Origin of the sequence: Croceibacterium sp. TMG7-5b_MA50, assembly GCF_039830145.1 — a bacterium.
GTDB lineage: Bacteria > Pseudomonadota > Alphaproteobacteria > Sphingomonadales > Sphingomonadaceae > Croceibacterium.
The window spans coordinates 80,001-105,693 of the sequence record NZ_CP156082.1 but is presented as its reverse complement, the minus strand read 5'-3'; the positions used below and the strand labels follow the sequence as shown (position 1 = coordinate 105,693).

At 67.9% G+C, this 25,693-nt stretch carries 30 protein-coding genes (1 of these 30 running past the window's edge); 14 read left to right on the top strand and 16 right to left on the bottom strand.

The window, feature by feature from the left end; all coding sequences use genetic code 11:
* Window positions 1-12 precede the first annotated feature (12 nt).
* Entirely contained in the window at window positions 13-1,515 is a 1,503-nt protein-coding gene (gatB, locus tag V5740_RS00540; RefSeq protein ID WP_347303148.1) for an Asp-tRNA(Asn)/Glu-tRNA(Gln) amidotransferase subunit GatB, read from the top strand.
* Between the two features lie 4 nt (window positions 1,516-1,519).
* Here gatB and V5740_RS00535 read toward each other — a convergent pair whose 3' ends face one another.
* Window positions 1,520-1,951 (bottom strand): hypothetical protein, encoded by a 432-nt coding sequence (locus V5740_RS00535; protein WP_347303147.1) that lies wholly within the window; start codon window positions 1,949-1,951, stop codon window positions 1,520-1,522.
* Between the two features lie 49 nt (window positions 1,952-2,000).
* On the opposite strand from V5740_RS00535, the gene ccmA reads away from it, so the two are divergent.
* Both ccmA and ccmB read left to right on the top strand, forming a co-directional pair.
* Complete coding sequence (gene ccmA, locus V5740_RS00530; protein WP_347303146.1) at window positions 2,001-2,618, top strand: heme ABC exporter ATP-binding protein CcmA; 618 nt, start codon at window positions 2,001-2,003, stop codon at window positions 2,616-2,618.
* Between the two features lie 2 nt (window positions 2,619-2,620).
* The gene (ccmB, locus tag V5740_RS00525; protein ID WP_347304407.1) at window positions 2,621-3,289 is read left to right on the top strand and encodes a heme exporter protein CcmB; all 669 of its coding nucleotides are present in this window, start codon (window positions 2,621-2,623) and stop codon (window positions 3,287-3,289) included.
* Here ccmB and map read toward each other — a convergent pair.
* A complete protein-coding gene (gene map / locus V5740_RS00520) occupies window positions 3,286-4,113 on the bottom strand; it encodes a type I methionyl aminopeptidase (RefSeq protein ID WP_347303145.1) in 828 nt (275 codons plus the stop codon). The genes ccmB and map overlap by 4 nt on opposite strands.
* A 19-nt stretch (window positions 4,114-4,132) precedes the next feature.
* Window positions 4,133-4,987, bottom strand: a complete 855-nt coding sequence (locus V5740_RS00515; protein ID WP_347303144.1) for a DUF4163 domain-containing protein — start codon at window positions 4,985-4,987, stop codon at window positions 4,133-4,135.
* Between the two features lie 55 nt (window positions 4,988-5,042).
* Between V5740_RS00515 and V5740_RS00510 the strand changes: the two genes are divergently transcribed.
* From V5740_RS00510 to V5740_RS00485, 6 genes are all read left to right on the top strand, one after another.
* Window positions 5,043-6,446 carry a leucyl aminopeptidase family protein gene (locus V5740_RS00510; RefSeq protein WP_347303143.1) on the top strand — a complete coding sequence of 468 codons (1,404 nt, stop codon included), beginning with the start codon at window positions 5,043-5,045 and terminating at the stop codon, window positions 6,444-6,446.
* 43 nt (window positions 6,447-6,489) lie between these two features.
* Complete coding sequence (locus V5740_RS00505; RefSeq protein WP_347303142.1) at window positions 6,490-6,849, top strand: hypothetical protein; 360 nt, start codon at window positions 6,490-6,492, stop codon at window positions 6,847-6,849.
* Window positions 6,849-7,775 carry an N-acetyl-gamma-glutamyl-phosphate reductase gene (gene argC, locus V5740_RS00500; protein ID WP_347303141.1) on the top strand — a complete coding sequence of 309 codons (927 nt, stop codon included), beginning with the start codon at window positions 6,849-6,851 and terminating at the stop codon, window positions 7,773-7,775. Before V5740_RS00505 ends, argC begins: the two co-directional genes overlap by 1 nt.
* 293 nt (window positions 7,776-8,068) lie before the next feature.
* The gene (locus V5740_RS00495) at window positions 8,069-8,407 is read left to right on the top strand and encodes a P-II family nitrogen regulator (protein WP_347303140.1); all 339 of its coding nucleotides are present in this window, start codon (window positions 8,069-8,071) and stop codon (window positions 8,405-8,407) included.
* A 68-nt stretch (window positions 8,408-8,475) separates the two neighbouring features.
* Window positions 8,476-9,885 (top strand): type I glutamate--ammonia ligase, encoded by a 1,410-nt coding sequence (gene glnA, locus V5740_RS00490; RefSeq protein WP_347303139.1) that lies wholly within the window; start codon window positions 8,476-8,478, stop codon window positions 9,883-9,885.
* 154 nt (window positions 9,886-10,039) lie between these two features.
* Window positions 10,040-10,648 carry a lysozyme gene (locus V5740_RS00485; protein ID WP_347303138.1) on the top strand — a complete coding sequence of 203 codons (609 nt, stop codon included), beginning with the start codon at window positions 10,040-10,042 and terminating at the stop codon, window positions 10,646-10,648.
* Window positions 10,649-10,693: 45 nt separating this feature from the next.
* On the opposite strand, the gene V5740_RS00480 is transcribed toward V5740_RS00485, so the two are convergent.
* Together V5740_RS00480 and V5740_RS00475 are read right to left on the bottom strand one after the other, a co-directional pair.
* On the bottom strand, window positions 10,694-11,548 hold the full coding sequence (locus tag V5740_RS00480; protein WP_347303137.1) for an arginyltransferase: 855 nt from the start codon (window positions 11,546-11,548) through the stop codon (window positions 10,694-10,696).
* Between the two features lie 113 nt (window positions 11,549-11,661).
* Complete coding sequence (locus V5740_RS00475) at window positions 11,662-12,897, bottom strand: threonine ammonia-lyase (RefSeq protein ID WP_347303136.1); 1,236 nt, start codon at window positions 12,895-12,897, stop codon at window positions 11,662-11,664.
* Window positions 12,898-12,987: 90 nt separating this feature from the next.
* On the opposite strand from V5740_RS00475, the gene V5740_RS00470 reads away from it, so the two are divergent.
* Together V5740_RS00470 and V5740_RS00465 are read left to right on the top strand one after the other, a co-directional pair.
* A complete protein-coding gene (locus V5740_RS00470) occupies window positions 12,988-13,881 on the top strand; it encodes an NAD(P)-dependent oxidoreductase (RefSeq protein ID WP_347303135.1) in 894 nt (297 codons plus the stop codon).
* The gene (locus V5740_RS00465) at window positions 13,878-15,578 is read left to right on the top strand and encodes an amidohydrolase family protein (protein ID WP_347303134.1); all 1,701 of its coding nucleotides are present in this window, start codon (window positions 13,878-13,880) and stop codon (window positions 15,576-15,578) included. Before V5740_RS00470 ends, V5740_RS00465 begins: the two co-directional genes overlap by 4 nt.
* A gap of 6 nt (window positions 15,579-15,584) precedes the next feature.
* Here V5740_RS00465 and tatC read toward each other — a convergent pair whose 3' ends face one another.
* From tatC to V5740_RS00415, 10 genes are read right to left on the bottom strand one after another with little or no spacing between them, the layout of a single operon-like run.
* The gene (gene tatC / locus V5740_RS00460; RefSeq protein WP_347304406.1) at window positions 15,585-16,400 is read right to left on the bottom strand and encodes a twin-arginine translocase subunit TatC; all 816 of its coding nucleotides are present in this window, start codon (window positions 16,398-16,400) and stop codon (window positions 15,585-15,587) included.
* A gap of 5 nt (window positions 16,401-16,405) precedes the next feature.
* Window positions 16,406-16,876 (bottom strand): Sec-independent protein translocase protein TatB, encoded by a 471-nt coding sequence (gene tatB, locus V5740_RS00455; RefSeq protein WP_347303133.1) that lies wholly within the window; start codon window positions 16,874-16,876, stop codon window positions 16,406-16,408.
* Window positions 16,877-16,900: 24 nt separating this feature from the next.
* Window positions 16,901-17,161, bottom strand: a complete 261-nt coding sequence (tatA, locus tag V5740_RS00450; protein WP_347304405.1) for a twin-arginine translocase TatA/TatE family subunit — start codon at window positions 17,159-17,161, stop codon at window positions 16,901-16,903.
* 27 nt (window positions 17,162-17,188) lie between these two features.
* Window positions 17,189-17,764, bottom strand: coding sequence for an SMC-Scp complex subunit ScpB (gene scpB / locus V5740_RS00445; RefSeq protein WP_347303132.1), 576 nt, complete (start codon window positions 17,762-17,764; stop codon window positions 17,189-17,191).
* Window positions 17,761-18,534 carry a ScpA family protein gene (locus tag V5740_RS00440; protein WP_347303131.1) on the bottom strand — a complete coding sequence of 258 codons (774 nt, stop codon included), beginning with the start codon at window positions 18,532-18,534 and terminating at the stop codon, window positions 17,761-17,763. Before V5740_RS00440 ends, scpB begins: the two co-directional genes overlap by 4 nt.
* Entirely contained in the window at window positions 18,531-19,541 is a 1,011-nt protein-coding gene (gene nagZ, locus V5740_RS00435; protein WP_347303130.1) for a beta-N-acetylhexosaminidase, read from the bottom strand. The genes V5740_RS00440 and nagZ overlap by 4 nt, the downstream gene beginning before the upstream one ends.
* 7 nt (window positions 19,542-19,548) lie before the next feature.
* Window positions 19,549-20,091: a cytochrome b gene (locus V5740_RS00430; RefSeq protein WP_347303129.1), complete on the bottom strand. Its 543-nt coding sequence runs from the start codon at window positions 20,089-20,091 to the stop codon at window positions 19,549-19,551.
* Window positions 20,092-20,105: 14 nt separating this feature from the next.
* Window positions 20,106-20,729, bottom strand: coding sequence for an SPOR domain-containing protein (locus tag V5740_RS00425; protein ID WP_347303128.1), 624 nt, complete (start codon window positions 20,727-20,729; stop codon window positions 20,106-20,108).
* A 5-nt stretch (window positions 20,730-20,734) separates the two neighbouring features.
* Complete coding sequence (gene argS / locus V5740_RS00420; RefSeq protein WP_347303127.1) at window positions 20,735-22,477, bottom strand: arginine--tRNA ligase; 1,743 nt, start codon at window positions 22,475-22,477, stop codon at window positions 20,735-20,737.
* 51 nt (window positions 22,478-22,528) lie between these two features.
* Window positions 22,529-23,179 carry a hypothetical protein gene (locus V5740_RS00415; protein ID WP_347303126.1) on the bottom strand — a complete coding sequence of 217 codons (651 nt, stop codon included), beginning with the start codon at window positions 23,177-23,179 and terminating at the stop codon, window positions 22,529-22,531.
* Between the two features lie 76 nt (window positions 23,180-23,255).
* Here V5740_RS00415 and ispH point away from each other — a divergent pair, with 76 nt between their 5' ends.
* Genes ispH through rnhA form a run of 3 tightly spaced genes read left to right on the top strand, consistent with a single transcriptional unit; the run spans window position 23,256 to window position 25,658 of the window.
* A complete protein-coding gene (gene ispH / locus V5740_RS00410) occupies window positions 23,256-24,233 on the top strand; it encodes a 4-hydroxy-3-methylbut-2-enyl diphosphate reductase (protein WP_347303125.1) in 978 nt (325 codons plus the stop codon).
* A gap of 16 nt (window positions 24,234-24,249) precedes the next feature.
* Complete coding sequence (thrB, locus tag V5740_RS00405) at window positions 24,250-25,215, top strand: homoserine kinase (protein ID WP_347303124.1); 966 nt, start codon at window positions 24,250-24,252, stop codon at window positions 25,213-25,215.
* The gene (gene rnhA, locus V5740_RS00400) at window positions 25,212-25,658 is read left to right on the top strand and encodes a ribonuclease HI (RefSeq protein ID WP_347303123.1); all 447 of its coding nucleotides are present in this window, start codon (window positions 25,212-25,214) and stop codon (window positions 25,656-25,658) included. The genes thrB and rnhA overlap by 4 nt, the downstream gene beginning before the upstream one ends.
* A 3-nt stretch (window positions 25,659-25,661) precedes the next feature.
* On the opposite strand, the gene V5740_RS00395 is transcribed toward rnhA, so the two are convergent.
* Window positions 25,662-25,693, bottom strand: the end of a protein-coding gene (locus V5740_RS00395) for a hypothetical protein (protein WP_347303122.1). The gene runs 202 nt beyond the window's last position; the window shows 32 of its 234 coding nt (coding positions 203-234); its start codon lies off the right edge, out of view; its stop codon occupies window positions 25,662-25,664.

The following is a 25,693-nucleotide window of genomic DNA, read 5'->3' as shown; positions in this document are numbered from 1 at the left end:
ATCGCGCACGGCATGACTGACTCCACCTACCGCATCCATGGCGCCACCGGGGACTGGGAGGTCGTGATCGGCCTCGAGGTCCACGCCCAGGTCACTTCCAATGCCAAGCTGTTCTCCGGCGCGGCCACCGCCTTCGGGGCGGAGCCGAATGCGCAGGTCAGCCTGGTCGATGCGGCGATGCCCGGCATGCTGCCGGTGCCCAACCGCGAATGCATCCGGCAGGCGGTGCGTACCGGCATGGCGATCGACGCGCAGATCAACCGGTGGAGCCGTTTCGATCGCAAGAACTACTTCTATGCCGACCTGCCGCAGGGCTATCAGATCAGCCAGCTATATCATCCGCTGGTGGGCGAGGGATCGCTGACGATCGATGCGGACGAGAAGGCCGGCATTCCGGCCGACAAGGTGATCGGGATCGAGCGCATCCATGTGGAGCAGGATGCGGGCAAGCTGATGCACGACCAGCACCCGACCATGTCCTATGTCGACCTCAATCGCAGCGGCGTTGCCCTGATGGAGATCGTCAGCCGCCCGGACATGCGCAGCCCGGCGGAGGCCGGCGCCTATGTGCGCAAGCTGCGCGCCATCCTGCGCTATGTCGGTTCGTGCGACGGCAACATGGAGGAAGGATCGATGCGGGCGGACGTCAACGTCTCCGTCCGTAAAGCCGGCGAGCCGTTCGGCACGCGGACGGAGACGAAGAACGTCAACTCCGTCCGCTTCGTCATGGCCACGATTGAGCATGAGGCCCGTCGCCAGGTCGACCTGATCGAAGATGGCGGCACCGTGGTGCAGGAAACGCGACTGTTCGATCCGGGCACCGGCACCACGCGGTCGATGCGCTCCAAGGAAGACGCGCATGATTACCGCTACTTTCCTGATCCGGACCTGCTGCCGCTGGAACTGGACCAGGCGTTCCTCGACGAGTGCCGCGATTCGCTGCCCGAACTGCCCGATGCCAAGCGGCGCCGCTATATCGAGGAGCTGGGGCTCAGCGAGTACAACGCGCAGGTGCTGACTGCGGAGGTCGAGACCGCCCGCTGGTTTGAGGCGCTGCTGCTGGCAAGCGCCACCGCGCAGAACAAGCAGCCGGCCGAAGTCGCCAAGCAGGCGGCCAACTGGCTGCTGTCCGAACTGATGGGCGCGCTGAACAAGGCGGGCCGCGCATTGGACGATGGCGCGATCACGGCGGAGAGCGGGGCGGAGCTGCTGGCGCTGGTGGGTGGCGGGACCATCTCCGGCTCCATCGCCAAGCAGGTGCTGGAGACCATGATCGCCACCGGCGACGCGCCGGGCGCGATCGTGGAGCGTGAGGGGCTGAAGCAGGAATCGGACAGCGGTGCGATCGAGGCGGCGGCGGACGCGATCCTGGCGGCGAATGCCGACAAGGTTGAACAATATCGCGGCGGCAAGCAGGCGCTGTTCGGCTTCTTCGTCGGGCAGACGATGAAGGCCACGGCCGGCAAGGCCAACCCGCAGGTGGTGAACGAGGTGCTGAAGGCGAAGCTGGGCTAGAGCCTCAGCCCTCGCCTTCCGGCTCCGTGAATGGTCGCGCTTCTGTCCAGCCGCAGCCAGACAGCAGCTGCTCGCCGCGTTCGACGGTGACGCTGTAGGGATAGGTGCGGTCCGACATGCCGTCGCTGCACTCCCCCTCGCTTGCCAGCAGGGTGAACGGCGCGCCGTCCAGCTCGCCCGACCAGCTTGCCCCGCCCCGCCCGCGGAAGAAGGTGGCCGCTACGGTGCGGCCCTGCTGGTCATCGATGTCGCTGAAGCGCAGGCCCGCCCGGCTGACCTCCCCGCCCCAGAACGGTTCGGTGCCGATGAAGCGCAGCGTTTCGGCAGGGGCGATGCCGGCATAGGGGCGCGTGTCCTCGCCGCCCGGCAGGCGATTGTCGGCCTCCCCGGTACAGGCGGCGAGCAGCAGGCAGGCAATGGCGGCTTGGCGGATCATGGACAGGCTCCTTGCGTCCATGATCATAGCGTTGCAGGCAAGACGCGCGATGAACATTTGGCGGCCGGCGACGGATCGCTTATCCCCGCTGCCGATGCAGGGCGGGATCACAGGGCACGGGCTGGTATGCCGCCGGGGTGACCGCCTGCTGTGGGGTCCGGTGGACCTGGCCGTGCATCCCGGGCAGGCATTGCAGCTCGCCGGCCCCAACGGCATCGGCAAGACCAGCCTGTTGCGGATCGTCGCCGGCCTGCTGCGCCCCTTCGTCGGTATCGTGGAGCGGCGCGGCTCGATCGCGTTGCTGGACGCCGCTGTCGCGCTGGACGAGGATCAGCCGCTCGGCCGCGCTCTCGGTTTCTGGCGGCGGCTTGATCGGGGGGTCATGCCGTTGGAGCGGCTCGGGCTCGATGCGCTCGCCGAAGTGCCGGTGCGGTATCTTTCCACCGGGCAACGCAAGCGTGCCGGGCTGGCGCGCCTGATAGGTCAAGGCGCGGATATCTGGCTGCTGGACGAGCCGCTGAACGGCCTCGACACGAGTGGCGTTGCGCTGGTGGAGGAGCTGGTGGCGGAGTTCCGCATGGCCGGTGGCGCCGTGCTGCTGGCCAGCCACCAGCCCATCGCCCTGCCGGGCGCCACCGTGCTCGACCTGCGGGCACACCCGTCATGAGCATGTTGTGGACACTGCTGAGGCGCGATCTGGCAGCGCTGCTGCCGGGGCGGCGGGGCGGCACGTTGCTGCCGCTGCTGTTCTTCCTGGCGGTCGCCATGCTGTACCCCTTTGCCGTGGGGCCGGATCCGGATCTGCTGGCGCGGAGCGGCGGGGGGATCGTCTGGGTCGCCGCGCTGCTCGCCGCCATCCTGCCGCTGGATCGCCTGCTCGCGCCTGACTACCACACTGGCTTCTTCGACCAATGGACCCTGCGCGGCCTCAGCGAGGAGGCGGTGATCGCCTCTCGCCTGCTGGCCCACTGGCTCAGCATCGGGCCGCCCTTGATGCTGGCGACCCTGCCCGCCGCCGCGCTGCTGGGGCTGGATGGGCGGACGCTGGCGATTGTCGAACTGGGCCTGCTGGCCGGCACGCCGGGGTTAGCCGCGACCGGAGTGCTGATCGCGGCGCTGACGCTGGGGCTGCGCAGCGGTGGCACCGCGCTGGCTGGCCTGCTGCTGATCCCGCTGGCGGTGCCACTGCTGGTGTTCGGCGCGGGAGCGCTGGCGACCGGGGATGGCAGCGGCATCGCCCAAAGCGGACTGGCTTTATGCGGAGCAGTCAGCCTCGGGCTGGTGGCGTTGACGCCGTTTGCCGCAGGCGCGGCGGTCCGGGCCGCTCGCGACTTCTAGGCGAAAACCGGCTTCTCGATACCGGCCGGGCTGCCGGTGAAGATCTCGCAGCCATTGTCGGTAATGCCGATCGAATGCTCGAACTGCGCGGACAGACTCTTGTCCCTCGTCACGGCGGTCCAGCCGTCGTTCAGCACCTTCACCGCCGGGCGACCGTAATTGATCATCGGCTCGATGGTGAAGATCATGCCTGCCTTCAGCTCCGGCCCGGTGCCGGCGCGGGCGGCATGGACGACCTCGGGCGCGTCATGGAACAGCCGGCCGACGCCGTGGCCGCAGAAATCCCGCACCACGCCGTAGCGGTGCCCTTCCGCATGGGCCTGGATCGCAGCGCCGATGTCGCCCAGCCGGGCGCCGGGGCGGGCCTGTTCAATGCCGATCATCAGGCACTCATAGGTGACCTCGATCAGCTTGCGCGCCTTGATCGACGCCTCGCCCGCCACATACATCCGGCTGCTGTCGCCATGCCAGCCGTCCAGCAGCGGCGTCACGTCGATGTTGAGGATGTCGCCATCCTTCAGCGCCTTGGACGACGGGATGCCGTGGCAGACGACGTGGTTGATGGAGATGCAGGAGGAGTGGGTGTAGCCGCGATAGCCAAGCGTCGCCGGCACCGCGCCGCCATCCAGCATCATCTCCCGGATGCGGGTGTCGAGCTCCGCCGTGGTGACGCCGGGACGCACATGCTCGCCGATCGCGTCGAGGATCTCGGCCGCCAGCCGCCCGGCGCGGCGCATGCCGGCAAACCCGTCCGGCCCGTGCAGCTTGATGGTTCCGTCGCGATAGACGGTCTCGTCCGCCTCGATATGCTGATATTGCGTCATCGCCGCGATATAGCGGCGCTTATGCCCGATTGCGAGCCGCGAAGCTGTCGCGGTAACGCGGCTTGACCGCATCCATGACCGCCTGGTCCACGGGCAGGTTCACGCGGAAGTCCCCTTCGGCATAAGGTCCCGCCACATACGGGCCGGCATACAGCGTCAGCCGGTCGAAGCGGCGCCCGCCACCGGACCCGACCAGCACGGTCAGTTCGTCGATACCGGGGCAGTCGTTGAACGGATCGTCGGCATCGCGGTCCACCGGCGTGCCGCGGCGCGCCTCCCGCGCCTTGTCCAGCCCGTCGCAGAACCGATCGCCCAGCGCGTCTTCCAGCGCCTTCGCCGATGCGAACAGCTGGATCGCGTCCATCGCCTCATTGGCGCTCTTGTCCCAGAGCAGCGAGTTCACGCCGTAGATGCCATGGGCGCCGCCGCTGTAGGTGCTGAACTCGTTGGACATGCTCAACCAGCCGGGAATGTCGGCGACGACCTTCCATTCCGCCTGGTAGCTGTGCTTGTTGTACGGGAACCCGTCGGCCCGCGCCTCCCGCCGCGCCTGCGCCGCTTCCCGCGCAAGCTCGCTCCGGCGTTCCTCCAGCTCCCCGTCCAGCCAGTCGCCCAGCGCCGGGATGGCACCCGCCTTGGTCGGATAGCTGTAGGTGAACAGGTAATCGTCGGTCTCTTCCGACACGCTGCGCGCACCGGCGGCGTCGCGCGCGGCAAGGCCGGTTTCGGTTGGCTGAGGACTCGGTGACGCCACGATCCCCGAGGCGGAGGCGGCAGGCGCGGGCGCGGCGGCCTGCCCTTCTTCCTGCCCGTCGGCAGAACCGGTGCAGCCGGCAAGCGCCGCGGCACAGGCAAGCAGGAGAACCAGACGCATCACGGGCAACCTTTCCAAACCTCGCGCAAACAGGCAAGCGGGACTTTGTATGGGCATGAACATCGAATTGATCCAGCCGGATCGCGGCCAGACGGCAACCTCCCTCCGCCTGACAACCGTCGAAGGCTTTGCCGGTTTCGCCGGCACTCTCAGCGGTCCCCAGCGTGCGGCCCTTTCCGCGCAGCGCTTCACCGGCAAGGCCGGCCAGACCGCCATCCTGCCCGATGGCGAGACCTGGCAGGCGCTTGGCGGGGTTGCCGATCCGGTGCAGCCGACCAGCTGGTGCCTGGCGAAACTGGCAGAGGCGCTGCCCGCCGGCACCTACCGGCTGGAGGGTGCCGGCGCCGGCCGCGCGCTGCTCGGCTGGCAGACCGCGCAATACCGCTTCGACCGCTACCGCCAGGACTCCGCTGCCGAAGGCCCGCGCATCCTGCTCACCGGCGATGCTGCCGCCATCGAACCCGCTTTGGCGGAGGCACGGGCGGTGGCGCTGGTCCGCGACCTCGTGAACACCCCGGCGGAGGACATGGGCCCCGCCGCGCTGGAGGAGGTGGCCGAACGGATCGCCGGAGAGCACCGTGCACAGCTGCAGGTGACTCGCGGGGAGACGCTGGAGGCGGAGTACCCGATGGTGCACGCCGTCGGCCGCGCCGCCGCCCGCCACCATGCGCCGCGCCTGCTGCACCTGACCTGGAGTCTTCCGGGGGGCCGCGCCGACGCGCCGGTGCTGGCGCTTGTCGGCAAGGGGGTGTGCTTCGATTCGGGTGGCCTCGACATCAAGCCGTCCGCCGGCATGCTCCTCATGAAGAAGGACATGGGCGGCGCCGCGCATGCCCTGGCGCTGGCGCAACTGGTGATGGAACGCGGGCTGGACGTGCGCCTGCACTGCCTAGTGCCGGCAGTGGAGAACGCCATCGCCGGCAATTCCTTCCGCCCGGGCGACGTGCTGCGCAGCCGCAAGGGGCTGAGCGTCGAGATCGGCAATACCGATGCCGAGGGGCGCCTGATCCTGGGCGACGCGCTGACCCGCGCCAGCGAGGAAAACCCGCAGCTGATCCTCGATTTCGCCACCCTGACCGGCGCGGCGCGGGTGGCGCTCGGCCCGGACCTGCCGGCATTGTTCGCGCGGGAAGATGCCACGGCGGACGCATTGCTGGCGGCCGGGCGGGCGGAGGACGATCCGGTCTGGCGCCTACCGCTGCACCAGCCTTATGCCGAGGGGCTGAAGTCCGACATCGCCGATACCAACAACGCCACCAGCAACGGCTTCGCCGGGGCGATCACCGCTGCGCTGTTCCTCGACCGCTTCGTGGGGAAGGATGCCGCCGGCCAGCCGATAGACTGGGCGCATTTCGACACCTTCGCCTGGAACCCCGCCGCCCGGCCGGGTCGCCCCCGCGGCGGTGAGGCGCTAGGCCTTCGGGCCGCATGGCACATGCTGCAGGCGCGGTTCGGTTGAGGCCGCTTGCCGTTCCGGCGGGGGGCGGGTAAGCGCCCGCGCCATGCCCGCGATAGAGGACACTGACGGCGCGCCCGGCGCCCTGCGCAATCATGGCCCGTACACGCTGACCGGCCCGGTGGAGCGTCCCGCCCCTTCCGTACCGCTGCGGGGCGACCTTGCCCACATCGCGCTGGCCGGTCGATTCTTCGTGCCGCACTACGCCGTGCCGCAGCCGCGCACCGTGTTGCCGGGCGGGGCCCCGCTGCTGGGCCAGCCGTATGGCGGCGAGGAATTGTGTACGCTGATGGAAGGCGACAGTTTCGAGGTGCTGGAGGTCAGCGGGGCGTGGGCCTGGGGCTGCATGTCGCTGGACGGCCCGGTCGGCTACGTCCGGCTCGATCGGCTGGAGGTACTGCCCTGATGGCCGCAACCGTCTTCGTCGATGGCGCCGCCGGCACCACCGGGCTGGAGATCGTGGAGCGGCTGGCCCCCCGGCCCGAGTTCGAGTTGCTGGTGCTGGAAGGCGACCGGCGCAAGGATGCCGCCGCCCGCGCACACGCGCTGAACGCCGCCGACTTTGCCATCCTGTGCCTGCCGGATGACGCCGCGCGCGAGGCGGTGGCCCTGATCCAGCCTGACAGTGGCACGCGGGTCATCGATGCCTCCACCGCGTTCCGCACGGCGCCGGGCTGGACCTACGGCTTTCCGGAACTGGTCGGGCGCGATCAGGTGGCGACAGCCGCCCGCGTCAGCAATCCCGGTTGCTACCCCACCGGCTTCCTTGCGCTGGTCGCGCCACTGGTGCGCGCCGGATTGCTGCCGGCGGACTGGCCCTACACCGTCAACGCGGTCTCCGGCTATTCGGGCGGCGGCAAGGCCCTGATCGAGCGGTTCGAGGATGATGGCGACATCGCCTGGCGCGGCTATGGCCTGGCGATGGGGCACAAGCATCTGGGGGAGATGCGGGTTCACGGCGGGCTGCGCCATGATCCGGTGTTCTCGCCCGCAGTGATCGCGGCGCATCGCGGCATGGCGGTTGAGGTGCCCCTGCCCCTGTCCGCAATGTCCGGTGCCGCGGATGCGGCGGCGCTGCGGGCGGAACTGGCCGGCTTCTACGCCGGCAGCCCGGTCGTGATGGTGGCTGACGCTGACCCGGCCGAGCTGCTGCTGCGCGCCTCGGCCGCGGGAAGCGACCGGCTAATGTTGCATGTCTTCGCCTCGCCCGACGGTGCGCAGGTGCGGCTGTTCGCGCTGCTCGACAACCTCGGCAAGGGTGCGAGCGGGGCGGCGATCCAGTCGCTGAACCTGATGGCCGGTCTTCAAGAAGGTGCCGGTCTGCGCCTGTGATCCCCTGCTGAAAAAAAGGGCAGGTGCCTTCCATATAGGCAATGTTTGCCGAGAATCGGGCACTTACGTGTTCGTAACTGTTACCCGGGGCGTACTTCCGTAACGCATTCTTGCGGTTCTCCCTTTCGCAGCGCAGCACAATTGTCTACGCGGATGCCGACGGCTCTGGCACGACTCCTGCTGCGACACTCCGGATAACGGAGGCTCGGCATGGTGAACGTGCCGCCGCTATGGGCCATGAAACGGGCCAGGATACGGGATCGTCCGGCCAGCCGGATGTGCGGGGAATGCGCGTGAAGAAGATTGAAGCCATCATCAAGCCGTTCAAGCTGGACGAGGTGAAGGAAGCGCTGCACGAGGTCGGCGTATCGGGCATTACCGTGACCGAGGCGAAGGGCTTCGGTCGGCAGAAGGGCCACACCGAACTCTATCGCGGCGCCGAATATGTGGTCGACTTCCTGCCCAAGGTGAAGCTGGAAGTGGTCGTGCCCGACACCCTGGCGGAAGCTGTGGTGGAGGCGGTCAGCGCCGCCGCGCAGACCGGCCGCATCGGGGACGGCAAGATCTTCGTCAGCACCGTCGACACCGTGCTGCGCATCCGCACCGGGGAGCGGGACGAGGCCGCAATCTGAATTTCCGGCGCGGCGGCAGCAGTCCGCCACGCCAGCAACACCCATCCAGCGTCAAAGGAAGGAACGCCATGCCCACTGCATCGGAAATCGTGAAGCGGATCAAGGACGAGGAGATCGAGTGGGTCGATCTGCGGTTCACCGACCCCAAGGGCAAGTGGCAGCACCTGACCATGGTCGCCGGCGCCCTGGACGAGGATCAGCTGGAAGAAGGCCTGATGTTCGACGGCTCCTCCATCGAAGGGTGGAAGGTCATCAACGAATCGGACATGGTGCTGAAGCCCGACCTGACCGAGGTCTACATGGACCCGTTCAGCGCCACCTCCATGATGATCGTGTTCTGCGACATCGTCGAACCGTCGACCGGCGAATGGTATTCGCGTGACCCGCGCACCACGGCGAAGCGCGCCGAGAACTACATGAAGAGCCTGGGCCTGGGCGACACCGTCTATGTCGGCCCGGAAGCCGAATTCTTCATGTTCGACGATGTCCGGTTCGAAGACGGTTATGCCGGTTCGGGCTTCAAGATCGACGATATCGAGCTGCCGACCAACACCAACACCGAGCTCGACGCCGGCAATATGGGCCACCGCCCGCGCGCCAAGGGCGGCTATTTCCCGGTCGCGCCGGTCGACAGCGGCGTCGACATCCGCGCCGAGATGGTTTCGACCATGCTGGAAATGGGCCTGCCCTGCGACAAGCACCACCACGAGGTGGCCGCCGCGCAGCACGAACTGGGCCTGACCTTCGGCACGCTGGTGCAGACTGCCGACCGCATGCAGATCTACAAGTATGTGGTCCACATGGTCGCCCACGCCTACGGCAAGACGGCGACCTTCATGCCCAAACCGATCAAGGACGATAACGGTTCGGGCATGCACACCCACATCTCGATCTGGGATAACGGCAAGCCGACCTTCGCCGGCAACGGCTATGCCGGCCTGTCGGACACCTGCCTGTATTTCATCGGCGGCGTCATCAAGCATGCCAAGGCACTGAACGCCTTCACCAACCCGACTACCAACAGCTACAAGCGGCTGGTGCCGGGCTTCGAGGCGCCGGTGCTGCTGGCTTACTCCGCCCGCAACCGCTCCGCCTCCTGCCGTATCCCCTACGGTTCGGGCGAGAAGAGCAAGCGCGTGGAGTTCCGCTTCCCCGACGCGATGGCGAACCCGTACCTGTGCTACGCCGCGCTGCTGATGGCGGGCCTGGACGGCATCCAGAACCGCATCCACCCGGGCGAGCCGATGGACAAGAACCTGTACGACCTGCCCCCGGCAGAGCTGGCCCAGGTTCCCACCGTGTGCGGGTCCCTGCGTGAGGCGCTCGATTCGCTGATGGCCGATCACGAGTTCCTGCTGCGCGGCGACGTGTTCACCAAGGACCAGATCGAAGCCTATGCCGAGCTGAAGTGGCCTGAAGTGATGCGCTTCGAGACCACGCCGAGCGCGGTCGAATTCGACATGTACTACAGCGCCTGATCAGGCTCTGTCAGCGACAAAGAAGGGGCGTCCGGAACGATCCGGGCGCCCTTTTTTTGCCAACGTGGTTCTTCTCCGTCGCAAGACAAACCATTTTCCTACACTCGGCCGCTGTTCCTATGCCCTGCCCGGCAGACTCCAACGAGGACGGAACATGGACCGGAAGATGATCTTCGATGCAGTGCGTGGCATGCTGGGGCGAGGGTTCTCCCATGCCGAAGTGACCAGGCTGGACAGTGCGATCGACAATGCGCTCGCGCTCGAAACAGCAGCGCCGCGCGCAATCGGCGAAGCGGGATTGCAACTGATCCAGGTGTTCGAAGGCTGCGCCAGGCGGCGGACCGACGGCAGTATCGAGGCCTATCCCGATCCCGGCACCGGCGGCGCACCGTGGACGATCGGCTGGGGCAGCACCACCGATGAGAACGGCACGGCGATCGCGCCCGGCACCGTGTGGACGCAGGCGCGCTGCGATGCCCGCTTCGCCGGGCATGTGGCGGAATTCGCGGAACAGGTCGACACCATGCTGGGGGAAACGCCGACCAGCCCGGCGCAGTTCGATGCGCTGGTCAGCCTCGCCTACAATATCGGTGTCCGCGCGCTGGAGACCTCCACCCTGCTGCGGCTGCACCGGGCGGGCGATCATGCGGCGGCGGCGGCGCAGTTCGCCCGCTGGAACCGGGCCGGCGGGCGGGTGATGGCGGGTCTCACCCGGCGGCGCACGGCGGAGGCGGCGCTCTATCGTGACGGCAACATCGCGTGACGGCGGACGCGATTAAGGTGTCCACTTAGTGTAAACTTCCGACCGTCAGCCGAGCTTGTAGGTCTGCTGGACACCCGGGGCGCCGTCCTTGCTCTCCCCGCTCAGGACGCGCCCCTCTTCTCGTGCAGGACCAGCGGTGATCCCGGCGATCAGCGCCGCCTGCTCCACCTCTCCGAAGCGGACCCAGCCGGTCGCCTCCAGCCGTTCCAATGGCCGGTACCGGATCTTGTACTGCATCCGGCGCGATCCATCGACCCAGTAGCCCAGGTAGACGTACCGCAGACTCTCCGCCCCGGCGCGCCGGATATGGTCCAGGATGATGTAATTGCCCAGACCCGCGCGGCCGTCATCCTCCGGCTCGTAGAAGCTGTAGATCATCGACAACCCGTCGCCTTGCCGGTCCGTCAGGCAGGCGCCGACCAGCCGGCCGGGGCGGCCGTCCGAACCAGGTTCGCGGTATTCGATCATGCTGCTGGTCACGGTCGTATGCTCGACCATGTCGGCGAAATCGACCTCGTCCATCGCCGCCATGCCGCCGCCGGGATGCCGGGTTGCGAGGTATCGCTGCAGCAATTCGAACTGCTCCGCCGTGGCCCATGGCCGACATTCCGTGGCGACCAGATCGCTATTGCGCTTCAGCGCCCGCTTCTGCGTGGTGGAGGGGCGGAACTCGGTGGCGACTACACGTACCGAGACACAGGCGCGGCAATCCAGGCAGCTCGGGCGGTAGGCGACCGTCTGACTGCGGCGGAAGCCGATGCGGCTCAACGCATCGTTCAGCGCGTCCGCCTGCGGTCCCTTCAGCTCGGTGAACACCTTCCGCTCCGTCCGACCGGGCAGGTACGGGCACGGCGCCGGCGTGGTCACGAAGAACCGGGGGAAGCGCACAGGAGCGGTCACGTGCCGGGCATACTCTCTTGAGCGGACGGGTTGCGGGTCTCGACCTCTAGAACGTAGGGATTAACGAGCCCGCTGAAAACCGCCTTGTGCGAATAAGGCTGTCCCCCTGCGGATCAATTGAGTTCCACCGGTGCCACCAAGTAGCCGCGCCCTTCCAGTGCCGTGACCAGCCGTTCGATCTGGCTACGATCCCGCGCCTCGCACTCGATGTCGGTGATCAGCCCCTTGGCCGGCAGGGTGGTGAAGATGCGCTGGTGGTAGATCTCCAGGATGTTGACGTTGTGCGCATCGAATTCGCGCATCACCTTGTACAACGCGCCCGGCCGGTCCTGCAGCGTGATGCGGAGGCGCGCGATCCGGCCGGATCGGGCGAGATCGCGCAGCAGCACGTTGGTCAGCAGCCGCGTATCGATGTTGCCGCCGCACAGCACCAGCCCCAGCGTGCGCCCGGCGAACCGTTCGGGATGCGCTAGCACCGCCGCAAGACCGGCGGCGCCCGCCCCCTCTACCACCGTCTTTTCGATCTGCAGCAGCAGCGCGACCGCCCGTTCCAGGTCCGACTCAGATACCAGCAGGATGTCGTCGACGACCTCTGCGATCACCTTGCTGGTGAAATCGCCCGGCTCCTTGACCGCGATGCCTTCCGCCAGGGTGTCGCCGCCGCTCGGCATGGTTTCGCCCCTCAGGCGGGCATACATCGAGGGATAGAGTTCGGCCTGCACACCGACCACCTCGATCGGGCGGCCCTGCGCCTTGGCGACGGTCCCCATGCCAGAGATCAGCCCGCCGCCGCCGATCGGAGTGACGATGCAGTCGATCTCCGGCGCATCGGCCAGCATCTCCAGTGCGACGGTGCCCTGCCCGGCGGCGATGTGCGGATGATCGAACGGGTGGACGAAGGTGAGCCCCAGTTCCTTTTCCAGCAGGTGGGCGTGCGCCTTGGCTTCGTCGAAGGTCTCACCTTCCAGCACCACCGTGCCGCCGACCTGTTCGGTCTGCATGATCTTCACGGTCGGTGTGGTGCGCGGCATGACGATCGTAACCGGCACGCCCAAACGCGTGCCGTGGTACGACAGCCCTTGCGCATGGTTGCCAGCACTTGCGGTGATCACACCGCGCGACGCCTTTGCCGGATCAAGCTGCAGCAGGGCGTTGAGCGCGCCCCGCTCCTTGTAGGCTGCGGTGAACTGGTGGTTTTCGAACTTCAGCCAGATGTTCGCGCCGGTAATCTGCGACAGGGTGCGGCTGTAATGCGTGGGCGTGCGCACCACCGCGCCGGCGATGCGGGCGGCGGCGCCTTCCACATCAGCAAGCGTCAGCGTCGCGTCGAGCAGGTCTGCACTGTCCATGGCGCCTGCGCGTAGCCCGTTTCGGACGCGCTGCAAACCGGCCGCCTGCAATCGTTGCTTTGCCGGGCCGCAGGCGGCATTGGCGGGATCATGACCGAACAGCTTGCGATCGCCTTCCTGGGCCTGGGTGTTATGGGCGCGCCGATGGCGGGGCATCTCGCCCGCGCCGGCCACCGCGTAGTTGTGTGGAACCGGACCGCAAGCCGGGCGCAAGCCTGGGCAGAACGCCATGCCGATGCCGATGTCGCGACGGCACCCTCCGTGCAGGAGGCTGTGCAGAATGCGGATGTGGTGCTGACCTGCGTTGGCAACGATGCCGACCTGGTCGAGGTGGTGCTCGGCGCCGGAGGAGCCCTGGCGGCCATGCGGCCCGGGGCGTTGTTCGTGGATCACACCACCGTATCCCCGGCCACCGCGCAACGCATCGCGAGCGAGGCTGAAGGCCGAGGCCTGCTGGCGCTAGATGCTCCGGTTTCCGGCGGACAGGCAGGCGCGGAGAACGGCAAGCTGTCGATCATGTGCGGCGGCACGGCGGAAGCCATGGAACGCGCGGAAACGGTGTTGCAGGCCTATGCCGCGCGTATCGTCCACATTGGTGATGCGGGTGCTGGGCAGAGCGCCAAGGCGGCAAACCAGATCTGCATTGCCGGCACGCTTGCCGGACTGTCGGAAGCGGTCCGCTTCGCACAGGGACAGGGACTGGCGATGGACAAGGTACTGCAGGCTATCGGCGGCGGCGCGGCGCAGAGCTGGCAGATGGAAAACCGCTGGACCACCATGGCTGCGGGCGAGTTCGATTTCGGCTTCGCGATCGACTGGATGCGCAAGGATCTCGCCATCGCGCTCGCCACCGCGAACGCGGCGGGGCAGCCGTTGCCGGTGACCGCCCTGGTGGATCAGCTCTACGCCGGGGTGCAGGCGGCGGGAGGCGGGCGGCAGGACACCAGCGCGCTGGTCCGCCACCTGCCGGAGGTCGCCCGATGAGGCGCCCTCTCCTGCGCACCGGCGCCATGTTCGCCGCCGCATTGCTGGCGACCACTGCCGTGCCGGCACTGGCGGACACGCTGGTGGAGAACATCAACGGCATCTCCGTCGACCGGGAGGGTGAAGTCACCCGCTTCCGGGCCATGGTGATCGGCGATGACGGCAAGATCGTGCGCCTGCTCGGCCGCCGGGACAAGGCACCCGAACGGGTCGACTACCGGCAGGACGGCCGCGGGCGCACGGTCATCCCCGGCCTGATCGATGGCCATCTGCACCTGATGGGCCTGGGCCTGGCGCAATTGACGCTGGACCTGTCCGACACGGACAGCCTGCAACAAGCGCTGGACAAGTTGGCCGCCTATGCCGCAGCCAACCCGGACCAGCCATGGCTGATCGGGCGCGGTTGGAACCAGGAGCGCTGGAACCTCGGTCGCTTCCCCACCGCGGCGGAGCTGGACGCGGTCGTGCCTGACCGTCCGGTATGGCTCGCCCGCGCCGATGGCCATGCCGGCTGGGGCAATTCGCTGGCGCTGGCGGCAGCGGGCGTCACTGCCGAAAGCGTGGATCCCTCCGGCGGCCGCATCGAACGGCTGGCGGGTGGCCATGCCCCGGCCGGCGTGCTGGTCGACGCCGCGACCGCGCTGGTGGACAGCAAGGTACCCCCGCCCCGCCCGTCCGACCGCGACCTGGCCCTGTACGAGGCGCAGCGCGTGCTGCTGCGGGGCGGTGTCACCGCCGTCGCCGACATGGGCACCAGCGTGGAGGACTGGATGACCTTCCGCCGGGCAGGCGATTCCGGCCGGTTGGATATCCGGGTGATGGCCTACGCCGCCAATGTCGATGCCATGGTGCTGATCGGCGGGCCGGCGCCGACCGTCTGGCTGTATGACGACAAGCTGCGGCTGAACGGTATCAAGCTGTTCCTGGATGGCGCACTGGGATCGCGCGGCGCGCTGCTGAACGCGCCCTACGCCGATGATCCGGACAATCGTGGCCTGCCGCTGCTCGACGGCACGCAATTGCGCAACCTGATGAGCCGCGCGGCGATGGACGAGTTCCAGGTGGCCATCCACGCCATCGGCGACCGGGCCAACAAGGAGGCGCTGGACGCCATCGCCGAATTGTCGCGCGACTATCCAGGCGACCGGCGTTGGCGGATCGAGCATGCGCAGGTGGTCGACTTGGCGGACATCACCCGCTTCGGCCAGAACGGCACGATCGCTTCCATGCAGCCGCAGCACCAGCCATCCGACCGCACCATGGCGGAAGCGCGGCTGGGGCCGGACCGGTTGGCAGGCGCCTATGCTTGGCGCTCCATCCTGGAGGCCGGCGGGCCGCTCGCCTTCGGGTCGGATGCGCCGGTGGAACAGCCATTGCCGTTCCAGGGTATCGCCGCAGCGATCAGCCGCACCGGACCCGATGGGCAGCCCTTCGGCGGCTGGCAGCCGCAGGAGGCGATCAGCCGGGAACAGGCGCTTGCCGCCTATACCGCTGGCGCCGCCTATGCCGGTTTCGCCGAACGCCGCTTCGGCCAGTTGGCGGAAGGACTGCGGGCAGACTTCGTGGTGATCGACCGTGACCCGCTGATGGCGAGCCCGGAGGAACTGCGGCAGGTGCGCGTGCTGGAAACCTGGATCAACGGCCGCAAGGTGTTCGGCGCGGAAGAGCCGGCCGCGCCCGATGGGCCGGGCCGGTAGGCGGCGCTATTCTGCCGCCTGCTGCTCCAGCCGTTCCTCCGCGATGCGCGCGGCCTGCTCGGCCGCGTCACGCTTCTCGTACACCTTCATCAGCAGCATGGTCGCCTCGAACAGGAACCATAGCGGGATCGCCAGCATCAACTGACTGACCACGTCCGGCGGGGTGATGATCGCCGCGACGATGGTGATGCCGACAATGATGTAGCGGCGCGAGGTCGCCAGCTGCGCCCGGGTCACGAGACCGGCGCGGTTCAGCAGCATCAGCAGCACCGGCAGCAGGAAACTGATCCCGAACGCCAGGATGAACCGCATCACGAGATCGAGATACTCGCCCATCGCCGGCAGTGCCTCCTGCTGCAGGCCGGCGGTCACCCCCTGGAAGCCCAGGAACCAGCGAAACGCGGTCGGCATCACCATGAAATAGGCCAGCGACGCGCCCATCGCGAACAGGATGGGGGTGGCGATCAGGAACGGCAGGAACGCCTTCTTCTCCCGCGCATACAGGCCCGGCGCGATGAACGCCCACAATTGGTTGGCGATGATCGGGAAGCTGAGGAAGAAGGCGGCGAACAGCGCTACCTTGATCTCGACGAAGAACGCCTCGTACAGCTTGGTGTAGACCAGCCGGCCCTGCCCTTCGGGGAAGGCGACCGCCAGCGGGCGCACCAGCAATTCAAAGATGTCGTCCGCGAAGTACAGGCTGAAGGCAAAAGCGACGGTCAGCGCCATGATCGCGCGCAGCAGGCGGGTCCGCAGTTCGATCAGGTGATCGAGCAGCGGCGCCTGCGTGTCGTCGATATCCTTGATGGAGAACGGCTTCATCGGCTTCATGCCCGTTGCTCCTGTGGCGCGGGGTCCGCCACCGCGGGGGCGGGCTCGGGCGTGGGCGGGGGCTCGATCGGGGCCGGAGCCGGCGGCGGCGGCGGCGATACCGCTGCTGCTGCTGGTGAAGGTGCCGGCAGTTCCGGCCTGGGCGCATTGTCGCTGATCGGCTGAGCCTCGACCGCCTGCGTCGTGCCGGCATCAGTTCCGACGGCACTTTCCGCGCCGGTGCCGGCGCTGCCGGACTGCGCCTGCATGATCTTCTCGTTCTGCTCGCGCCACTTCTTCTCCATCTCCGCCATCTCCGCCTCGCGGATCATGGCGTCGAAGCCAGCGCGGAAATGGTTGGAGAGGCGGCGCATCTGGCCGATCCACTTGCCCGCGGTGCGCAGGGCCAGCGGCAGGTCCTTCGGGCCGATGACGACCACCGCCACGACCACGATCAGCAGCAATTCGGTGGCGCCAATATCCAGCACGCCGCTACCCTCCGCCTGCCGCTATCAGACGGATGTCTTGTCGGCCGGCGCTTCGACCACAGTTTCGTTGGGGGTGGCAGGCGTCGCCGTGCGGGTGACCGGGCCTTCGATGCGCTGGGGCGATGCGGGCGGATCGGTCTTGGCGTCCTCCTCGCTCAGCCCCTGGCGGAAGCTCTTCACCCCCTTGCCGAAATCGCCCATCATCTCGCTGATCCGGCCACGGCCGAACAGCACCAGAATGACAAGCGCGATGATCAGGATCTGGAAAGGTCCGAGGCTCACAATGGAAAACTCCGTAGCGTTTGGCGGAGTCTAGGCGCTTTCCCCACCCTTTTCCAGTAAAGCCTCCATCGCCTCGTCCACGGGATCGAGCAGCCCCGCGGCCCGCAGTTCCTCCACCCCCGGCAAGTCGCGCCGGCTGGCAAGGCCGAAATGGGCAAGGAAATCAGGCGTCGTGGCGTAGATCACCGGGCGCCCCGGCACGTCACGCCGGCCGGCGACCCGGACCCAGCCCGCCTCCAGCAGCACGTCCAGCGTGCCCTTGGCCGTCTGCACGCCGCGGATCGCCTCGATCTGCGCGCGGCTGACCGGCTCGTGATAGGCGACGATCGCCAGCACCTCCGTGGCGGCGCGGCTGAGGCGGCGGGGCTGCTCGCGCGTGCGGCGCAGCAGATGCGCGAGGTCAGGGGCGGTTTGAAAATGCCACCGGCCGCCCCGCTCCACCAGGTGGATGCCGCGATCGGCATAGTCCGTCGCCAGTGCGCGCAGCGCCGGCAGCACCGCGGCCCCGTTCAGCAATTGCGAGAGTTGCTCCACGCTCATCGGCTGCTCGGCCGCGAACAGCGCCGCCTCCAGCGCGCGGGCGAGATCGTCGGGCGCCTCGTTCACGCCAGCCGCCGCCGCAGGTGCAGCGGGCCAAAAGTCACGTCCTGCCGCAATTGCGCCCGCCCCTGCTTGGCCAGTTCCAACGCAGCGACGAAGCTGCTGGCAAGTGCCGAGCGGCGCAGACGGGGTTCGGTCCATTCGGCTTGCGGCGCAGGCAGGAACTCGCGCAATTCGATCCAGTCCAGCGTGATGCCAAGCATCGCCGACACCCGCTCCAGCGCGGAATCGAGTGTCATGACCGGTCGCTCGCGCACCATGTGGACCACCGGACGGGTGCGTAGCTGCACCGCGCCATACGACCGGACCAGTTCGAACCAGTCGCATTGCCACCGTGTCTGCCGGTCCAGCCGCAAGCCTTCGGGCGCACCGCGGGCAAAGACGTCGCGGCCCAGCCGGTCGCGCGCCATCAGCCGCGCGGCTGCCTCCCGCATTGCCGCCAGCCGCTGCAGCCGCATTTGCAGGCGTAGCGCCAGTTCCTCCGGATCGGGATCGGGCTGCTCTTCCTTCGGCAGGAGCAACGCGGATTTGAGATAGGCCAGCCAGGCGGCCATCACCAGGTAATCGGCCGCCAGTTCCAGCCGCAGCCGCTCGCCTTCGATGAAGGCAAGGTATTGATCGACCAAGGCGAGGATGGAGATCTGCCTGAGATCCACCTTCTGCCGCCGGGCGAGATCGAGCAGCAGGTCCAGCGGCCCTTCCCACCCGTCGAGTTCCAGATGCAGCTTGTCCGCCTCCGCCGGGGCGGCAGGGGTGAACAGGTCGGGCGTGCTCACGCTGCGATCCGCAGCAGCGCGTCGCGCGTTTCCTTCAGTTGTGCCCGGTCGAGCGGTTCGGCGGCGTCAACAACCGCGAGCGCAGCATCGAGCCGAGCCAGGCGGCCATCGTCCATCGCGGGCAGCAGGTTGGCGATGCCCTGCATGTCGCCCATCTTCGCCCAGCAGTTCAGCGCCAGGTCGCAGCCGGCATTGTACGCGGCCAGCGCACGTTCCGGCACCGTGCCGCTCAGCGCCTGCATGTCGAGGTCGTCGGTCAGCAGCAGGCCGGCAAAGCCGATTTCCCCACGGATGATGTCCTGCACCACGGCCCGCGACAGCGTGCCGGGATTGGCATCGTCCCATGCGGTGTAGCGGACATGCGCGGTCATGCCGATGCGCGCGCGGGTGGCCAGCGTGCGAAACGGGGCGAGGTCGCGCGCCAGTTCCTCCACGTCTGCGGTGACGGTCGGTAACTCCTTGTGGCTGTCCGCACCTGCGCGGCCGTGGCCGGGCATATGCTTGATGCAGCCGGCAACACCCGCGGCGGCCAGACCGTCCAGCACCGCGCGGCCCAGCGCCGCCACCTGCATGGGCTCGGTCCCCAGCGCGCGGTCGCCGATCACATCATGCGCGCCCGGCTCGCGCACGTCGAGCAGCGGGGTGTAATCGACATTGATCCCCGCTTCCGCCAGATCGAGGCCCAGCAGCGCGCCATTGCAGCGCGCCGCCTCGATCGCGCTGGAGGGCGCGACCTGCCACAGATCGGCGAAGGCCTGCCCTGTCGGATAGGCATCCCAGACCGGCGGCTTCATCCGCGCGACGCGGCCGCCTTCCTGATCGATGGAGATCAGCAGCCGTTCCCGCCCATGCAGGTCGCGCAGCTCGTCCGTCAGCGCCCGCAGCTGCTCGCGGCTTTCCACGTTGCGGCCAAACAGGATGTAGCCGGCTGGGTCCGCGTCGCGAAAGAAGGCCCGCTCCTCCGCCGACAGGGTCAGGCCGGCCGGACTGAAGATTGCCGGTGTCATCGCCGCATCACCGCCTACGCCACATGCGCGACAGCGTGCCGTCCCGGCGCACAAAGCCATGCCACAGGGCGAAACAGACATGGCCGACGATCAGCGACAGCAGCACCCAGCCGAGCGTGCCGTGCGCCAGGTTGGCCGGGGCGGCCAAGTCCGGCTGCTCCGCCCCCGGGCCGACCCACTGGATACCGTACAATTGCACCCCGCGCCCGCGCCCAACGGCGCGCAGCAGCGCCAGCGTCGGCACGATCACCATCAACCCATACAGCGCCAGGTGCCCCGCCGTAGCCGCACGGGCCAGCAGGCCCGGCCCGTCATGCGGCGGGCGGTTGCGGAAGTTGAGGAGCGCCCAAGTCCCGCGCAGCAGCACCAGCCACCAGAGTGTGAATCCGACCTGGAAGTGCCAGGGCCACAGCATGTTCGCCGCCGGGCTCTCATCCGCCAGCAGGTGCAGCATCGCGCTGGTGAACTGCAGCACGAACAACAGCGCCATGGCCCAATGCAACGTGCGGCTGACGATCCCGTAACCCTGCCTGCTGTCACGCACCTGCATAACCACGCCCTCCCTCAGCGCTTCACCTGACAATCGCCACCTTCGCGGCGCAACGCCCCGCACAGTGCCGCCGCCTCCGCGGCGGAGCCGGCGACCGCCTGCAGCCACCAGATCACGCCGCTGTCCACCCGGCCTTCGACGACACGGTGGCTGCGGCCCTGCAGCACCGCCAGCCGCATGGCCATCTGCTGCCATGCCGCCTCCGCCGTCTCCTTGCTGGGATAGGCGCCGATCTGCACGCCGACCAGCCCGGCCGCGGGCGGCGGGGTGTCAGGCGCGCGGGTGCGATCGATCCGTGCCTCCACCCGGCGCCCTTCCGCCACCTGGAAACTGGTGTCGCCCGTCCCTTCCACCGTGCGCCCGCCCGGATTGTCGGGGCGGACCTTGTACGGCCCCTCCGGCGCCTCGATCACGCTGCCGTCGGCTTCCGGCGCCGCCTCGCCCGGTCCGACCAGCAGCCACCAGCCCAGCACACCCAGGCCCACCAGTACGACCAGCGTCGCCAGAGCCGCACGGGCGAGGCGCGCGGGATCGATCCCGGTGTCCTCGTCCTCGTCGCCGTCGAGCCAGGGATGCTGCTCGTCCTCCAGCGAGAGGCGCAGCGTGTCGTCCTCCTCGCCGAAGCCGTTACGGGCCATGATCGTTACAGCTCCTCCACCGCCTCCACGCCCAGCAGCGCCAGGCCGTTCCTGACAACCTGCCCGATCTGCGTGGCGAGGAATAGCCGTGCCTGCGTCAGCGCGGCATCTTCGGTGATGATGCGGAGAGCCGGATCATCATTACCCATGTTCCAGAAGGCGTGGAACGCGGCGGCAAGGTCATAGAGGTAGAAGGCGATCCGGTGCGGCTCGCGCGCGGAGGCGGCAGCCTCCACCTCGCGCGGGAACTGCGCCGCCTGCTTCACCAGCGTCGATTCCGGCTGGCCCAGTCGGTCCAGCGCGGCATCATCCGGCGCCAGCCCCTGTGCCGCCGCCTTGCGCAGTGTGGAGCTGATCCGGGCATGCGCATACTGGACGTAGAACACCGGATTGTCCTTCGACGCCTCCACCACCTTGGCGAAGTCGAATTCCATCTGCGCCTCCGGCTTGCGGGTCAGCATGGTGAAGCGGACCACGTCCTTGCCCACCTCCTCCACCACCTCGGCCAGCGTCACGAAGTTGCCCGACCGCTTGGACATCTTCACCGGCTCGCCATTGCGCAGCAGCGCGACCATCTGCACTAGCTTGACGTCGAACGGGATTGGCCGACCTTCGCCTTCCGCCAGCGCCTCGACCGCCGCCTTGATCCGCTTCACGGTGCCGGCATGATCTGCGCCCCAGATGTCGATCAGCTCGTCCGCCTCGGCCGCCTTCTGCATGTGATAGGCGAGGTCGGCACCGAAATAGGTCCAGCTGCCATCGCTCTTGCGGATCGGCCGGTCCTGATCGTCACCGAACCGGGTGGAGCGGAACAGCGGCAGCTCGACCGGCTCCCAATCCTCGGGCGTCTTGCCCTTGGGCGCTTCCAGTTCACCGTCGAACACCAGATCGTGCTCGCGCAGCCAGGCCTCCGCCGCCGCCGGCTTGCCCGCGCGCTGCAGCTCCGCCTCACTGGCGAAGACAGCATGGTGGATGCCGAGCTGCGCCAGGTCGCTGCGGATCATGTCCATCATCGCGGCGACGCTGCGTTCCCGAAACAGGTCGAGCCACTCGCCCTCGTCCGCATCGGCGAAGCGGTCGCCGAACTCGGTCGCCAGCGCCTCGCCCACCGGCTTCAGATATTCGCCCGGATAGAGGCCTGCCGGGATCTCGCCGATTTCCTGCCCTAAAGCCTCGCGGTAACGCAGGTGGGCGGAGCGGGCGAGCGTCTGCACCTGCGCACCCGCATCGTTGACGTAATATTCGCGCGTGACCTGATGCCCGCCGAATTCCAGCAGCGCGGCCAACGCATCGCCCACCACCGCGCCGCGGCAATGGCCCATATGCATGGGACCAGTGGGATTGGCGCTGACATATTCGATGTTCACCCGCCGCCCGGCGCCCTTCGCGCTGCGGCCGTAATCGGCGCCAAGGGTGGCGATCGCCTGCAGTTCTGCCACCCAGTTGCGATTGGCCAGACGCAGGTTGATGAAGCCGGGCCCGGCGATCTCCGCCCCGATCAGCAGCGGATCGCCCGCCAGCTTCTCCACGATCCGTTCGGCCAGCGCGCGCGGATTGGTCTTGGCAGCCTTCGCCAGCACCATGGCGGCATTGGTGGCAAGATCGCCATGCGCGGGATCGCGCGGCGGCTCCAGGCTTACATTGGCGCGGCTGACATGGGGCGGCAGCGCGCCCTCCATCTCAAGCGCGCCAAGCGCGGCGTCGATGCGGGCAGCGAAAGCGGTATAAAGTGTCTGATGGTCGGCCATGGGGCGCGCCGTTAGCCGGTTTGCCCCCGTTCGCCTAGCGGCAGCGACCGCTTACCGCGTGGCGTTGTACGCCAGTTGATCTTGCGTCAGCTGGAAGCCGACCAGCAATTCGAATGTGGCACGTGCCACCGCGGCACGCACTTCCGGCCGCGTCAGCGGATCGATCGCGGCGGATTCATCGCCCGGATCGCGCCGCCGGGTGATCTCCCGACGAATGTCGTCAGGCAGCGTGGCAGCTTCCCGGCTGACCGTCCCGCTCGCGACACCCTGCGCCTGGGCGCGCGCCTCGCCATCGGCGAACTGCAGCACGACCGTACCGACGCGCTTCGCCGTGACGGCACTGCCACCACGCATCACGGTGGAGAAATAGGGCAGCTCCACCGTCCGGGCACCCTGCATGTTACGGCGCTGCGCCACCACATCGAAGGTCGCCTGCGTATAGACCTGGTCGCCCGCATCGTTGCAGCTGCTGCGCAGGTTGGTGATGGCGGCGGTCAGGTCCAGCGCATCGGCGGTGCGCGCCTCCGCCGGGGAGAACATCGTGACGTTGCCGGTATAGTCTGGAATGCCCACCGCCGGGCACACGGTGCGCAGCGCGGTGATGCCGACGCCACTGTCCACCACCAGATCGCCCTCCGACCGGCAGCCCGTCAGCGCGATGGCGGCGGCAAGAACGGCAATGGCAGGCCGGCGAAACGTCATGCGGCGATCCTTGTGCAACATCGAGGCGCGGCCCTAGCCCTTTCCCCCTTGGCCAGCAACCGCTACAGCCGGGGGCATGAACGCTCCCTTTCAGGCCCAGGCTGCTCCGGTCGCCGACAAGCTGCCCCTGCAGGTGCTGATCGCCGCCCCGCGCGGTTTCTGCGCCGGCGTCGATCGCGCGATCGAGATCGTTGAAAAGGCGATCGAACGTTTCGGCGCCCCTGTCTATGTCCGGCACGAGATCGTGCACAACCGCTTCGTGGTGGATGGCCTGCGGGCCAAAGGTGCCGTCTTCGTGGAGGAACTGGACGAGGTGCCGCTGGATGCGCCCGTGGTGTTCAGCGCGCACGGCGTGCCCAAGAGCGTGCCGGAGGAGGCGACCCGCCGCAACATGATCTGGCTGGACGCCACCTGCCCGCTGGTCAGCAAGGTCCACCGCCAGGCCGAACGCCAGGTCAAGGATGGGCGCCATATCATCTTCATCGGCCATCGCGGCCATCCGGAGGTGATCGGCACGTTCGGCCAGGTACCGGAAGGCCGCATGACGCTGGTGGAGACGGAGGAAGATGTCGCCGCGCTGGACCTGCCCGCCGGCCAGCCCCTGTCCTTCCTGACGCAGACCACCCTGTCGGTCGATGACACGGCCAAGGTGGTCGAGGCGCTGAAGGTCAAGTACCCCGACATCATGGGACCGCGGGGGGAGGATATCTGCTACGCCACCTCCAACCGCCAGAATTCGGTCAAGGCGATCGCACCGTCATGCGATCTGGTGCTGGTGATCGGCGCGCCGAATTCCTCCAACTCCGTGCGGCTGGTGGAGGTGGCGGAACGCTGCGGCACACCCGCTCGGCTGATCCAGCGCGCTCACGAGATCGACCCGGCCTGGCTGGAAGGTGTCGGCACGATCGGCGTCACCGCCGGTGCCAGCGCCCCGGAACTGCTGGTGCGGGAGGTGGTCGACCAGCTTGCCGCATGGCGTCAGGTGGAGGAACGGCAGGTGGAGACGGCGCAGGAGACGATGATCTTCAAGCTGCCGCGCCAGCTTACCGCCTGACAACCGGCAAACCATCATGGCTGTCTACACCACGCTGGCCGCGCACGAGCTGGCCGCGCTGATCGGCGAATACGATGTCGGCACGCTGATCAGCGCCAAGGGCATTGCCGAGGGCGTCAGCAATTCCAACTGGCTCATCGAAACCACAGGTTCGGATGGAGCAGGGGCACGCTTCATCCTGACCATGTACGAACAGCGGATGGACGTGGCCGAGCTGCCATTCTTCCTGGACCTGCTGGATCATCTGGCCGCAAAGGGCAGCCCGGTGCCGCGCACGATCCACGATCGGGCCGGAGCGTCCTTCCGCCTCGTTGGCGGCAAGGCCGTGGCGCTGATCGAGTTCCTGCCCGGCATCTCCGTCGACCGACCGACCTCAGCGCAGGCACACGCCGTCGGCGCGGCGCTCGCCGGATTGCATCGCCACGCCGCGGACTTCTCCGGCCATCGCGCCAACAGCCTGTCGCTGCCGCAATGGCGCGAGCTGTTCGACGGCTGCGGGGCGGACGGCCTCGCCAGCATCGACCCGGCACTGCCTGCGCTGGTTGCGGGGGAGCTGGCCTTCCTGGAGGCCGCCTGGCCGCACCATCTGCCCCGGTCGGTCATTCATGCTGACCTGTTTCCAGACAACGTCCTGCTGCTGAACAACGCCGTCAGCGGGCTGATCGACTTCTACTTCGCGTGCCGCGACATCACGGCTTATGATCTGGCGGTGACCCACAGCGCCTGGTGCTTCGAGAAGGATGGTGCATTCCGCGCCGAAGTCTCCGCCGAGCTGCTTTCAGGTTATGGGCCCCTTACGCCTGCCGAGACGGCGGCGTTGCCGGTACTCGCCCGTGGTGCAGCCGTGCGGTTCATGGCGACGCGCGCATATGACTGGCTCAACACGCCGGCCGACGCGCTGGTGACGCGCAAGGACCCGATGGATTTTGCCCGTCGCTTGGCCTTCTACCAGCAGCATGGCGAACAGGTGTTCGCCGTATGAAGCAGGTCGAGATCTTCACCGACGGCGCATGCAAGGGAAATCCCGGGCCGGGCGGCTGGGGCGCGATCCTGCGCATGGGAGAACACGAGAAGGAACTGAGCGGGGGGGAGGCGCAGACCACCAACAACCGCATGGAACTGACCGCGGCGATTCAGGCGCTGACCGCGCTGACGCAGCCATGCGCGGTGACGCTGAGCACCGACAGCAAATACGTGATCGACGGCATCACCAAGTGGATCCACGGCTGGCGCCGCAACAACTGGATCAACTCGCAGAAGAAGCCGGTGCTGAACGCCGACCTCTGGCGCGAACTTGCCACGGCGACGGCCACGCACAAGATCGATTGGCAATGGGTGAAGGGGCATGCTGGACACCCGGAGAACGAACGAGCGGACCGCCTCGCCAGCGCCGCCGCCGAAGTGGCAGGGCGGAGAACGGGGTAAGGTCTAATCGATGCCCTGCTTGCGCGCGCCATCGA

Coding starts and splice junctions, on each gene's coding strand:
- ccmA (WP_347303146.1), top strand. CDS start 2,001: ATGAACATTTGGCGGCCGGCGACGGATCGCTTATCCCCGCTGCCGATG.
- glnA (WP_347303139.1), top strand. CDS start 8,476: ATGCCCACTGCATCGGAAATCGTGAAGCGGATCAAGGACGAGGAGATC.
- thrB (WP_347303124.1), top strand. CDS start 24,250: ATGGCTGTCTACACCACGCTGGCCGCGCACGAGCTGGCCGCGCTGATC.
- V5740_RS00510 (WP_347303143.1), top strand. CDS start 5,043: ATGAACATCGAATTGATCCAGCCGGATCGCGGCCAGACGGCAACCTCC.
- ccmB (WP_347304407.1), top strand. CDS start 2,621: ATGTTGTGGACACTGCTGAGGCGCGATCTGGCAGCGCTGCTGCCGGGG.
- V5740_RS00465 (WP_347303134.1), top strand. CDS start 13,878: ATGAGGCGCCCTCTCCTGCGCACCGGCGCCATGTTCGCCGCCGCATTG.
- gatB (WP_347303148.1), top strand. CDS start 13: ATGACTGACTCCACCTACCGCATCCATGGCGCCACCGGGGACTGGGAG.
- ispH (WP_347303125.1), top strand. CDS start 23,256: ATGAACGCTCCCTTTCAGGCCCAGGCTGCTCCGGTCGCCGACAAGCTG.
- V5740_RS00475 (WP_347303136.1), bottom strand. CDS start 12,897: ATGGACAGTGCAGACCTGCTCGACGCGACGCTGACGCTTGCTGATGTG.
- argC (WP_347303141.1), top strand. CDS start 6,849: ATGGCCGCAACCGTCTTCGTCGATGGCGCCGCCGGCACCACCGGGCTG.
- map (WP_347303145.1), bottom strand. CDS start 4,113: ATGACGCAATATCAGCATATCGAGGCGGACGAGACCGTCTATCGCGAC.
- V5740_RS00470 (WP_347303135.1), top strand. CDS start 12,988: ATGACCGAACAGCTTGCGATCGCCTTCCTGGGCCTGGGTGTTATGGGC.
- V5740_RS00430 (WP_347303129.1), bottom strand. CDS start 20,091: ATGCAGGTGCGTGACAGCAGGCAGGGTTACGGGATCGTCAGCCGCACG.
- V5740_RS00485 (WP_347303138.1), top strand. CDS start 10,040: ATGGACCGGAAGATGATCTTCGATGCAGTGCGTGGCATGCTGGGGCGA.
- V5740_RS00425 (WP_347303128.1), bottom strand. CDS start 20,729: ATGGCCCGTAACGGCTTCGGCGAGGAGGACGACACGCTGCGCCTCTCG.
- argS (WP_347303127.1), bottom strand. CDS start 22,477: ATGGCCGACCATCAGACACTTTATACCGCTTTCGCTGCCCGCATCGAC.
- V5740_RS00505 (WP_347303142.1), top strand. CDS start 6,490: ATGCCCGCGATAGAGGACACTGACGGCGCGCCCGGCGCCCTGCGCAAT.
- V5740_RS00515 (WP_347303144.1), bottom strand. CDS start 4,987: ATGCGTCTGGTTCTCCTGCTTGCCTGTGCCGCGGCGCTTGCCGGCTGC.
- tatC (WP_347304406.1), bottom strand. CDS start 16,400: ATGAAGCCGTTCTCCATCAAGGATATCGACGACACGCAGGCGCCGCTG.
- V5740_RS00415 (WP_347303126.1), bottom strand. CDS start 23,179: ATGACGTTTCGCCGGCCTGCCATTGCCGTTCTTGCCGCCGCCATCGCG.
- nagZ (WP_347303130.1), bottom strand. CDS start 19,541: ATGACACCGGCAATCTTCAGTCCGGCCGGCCTGACCCTGTCGGCGGAG.
- V5740_RS00535 (WP_347303147.1), bottom strand. CDS start 1,951: ATGATCCGCCAAGCCGCCATTGCCTGCCTGCTGCTCGCCGCCTGTACC.
- rnhA (WP_347303123.1), top strand. CDS start 25,212: ATGAAGCAGGTCGAGATCTTCACCGACGGCGCATGCAAGGGAAATCCC.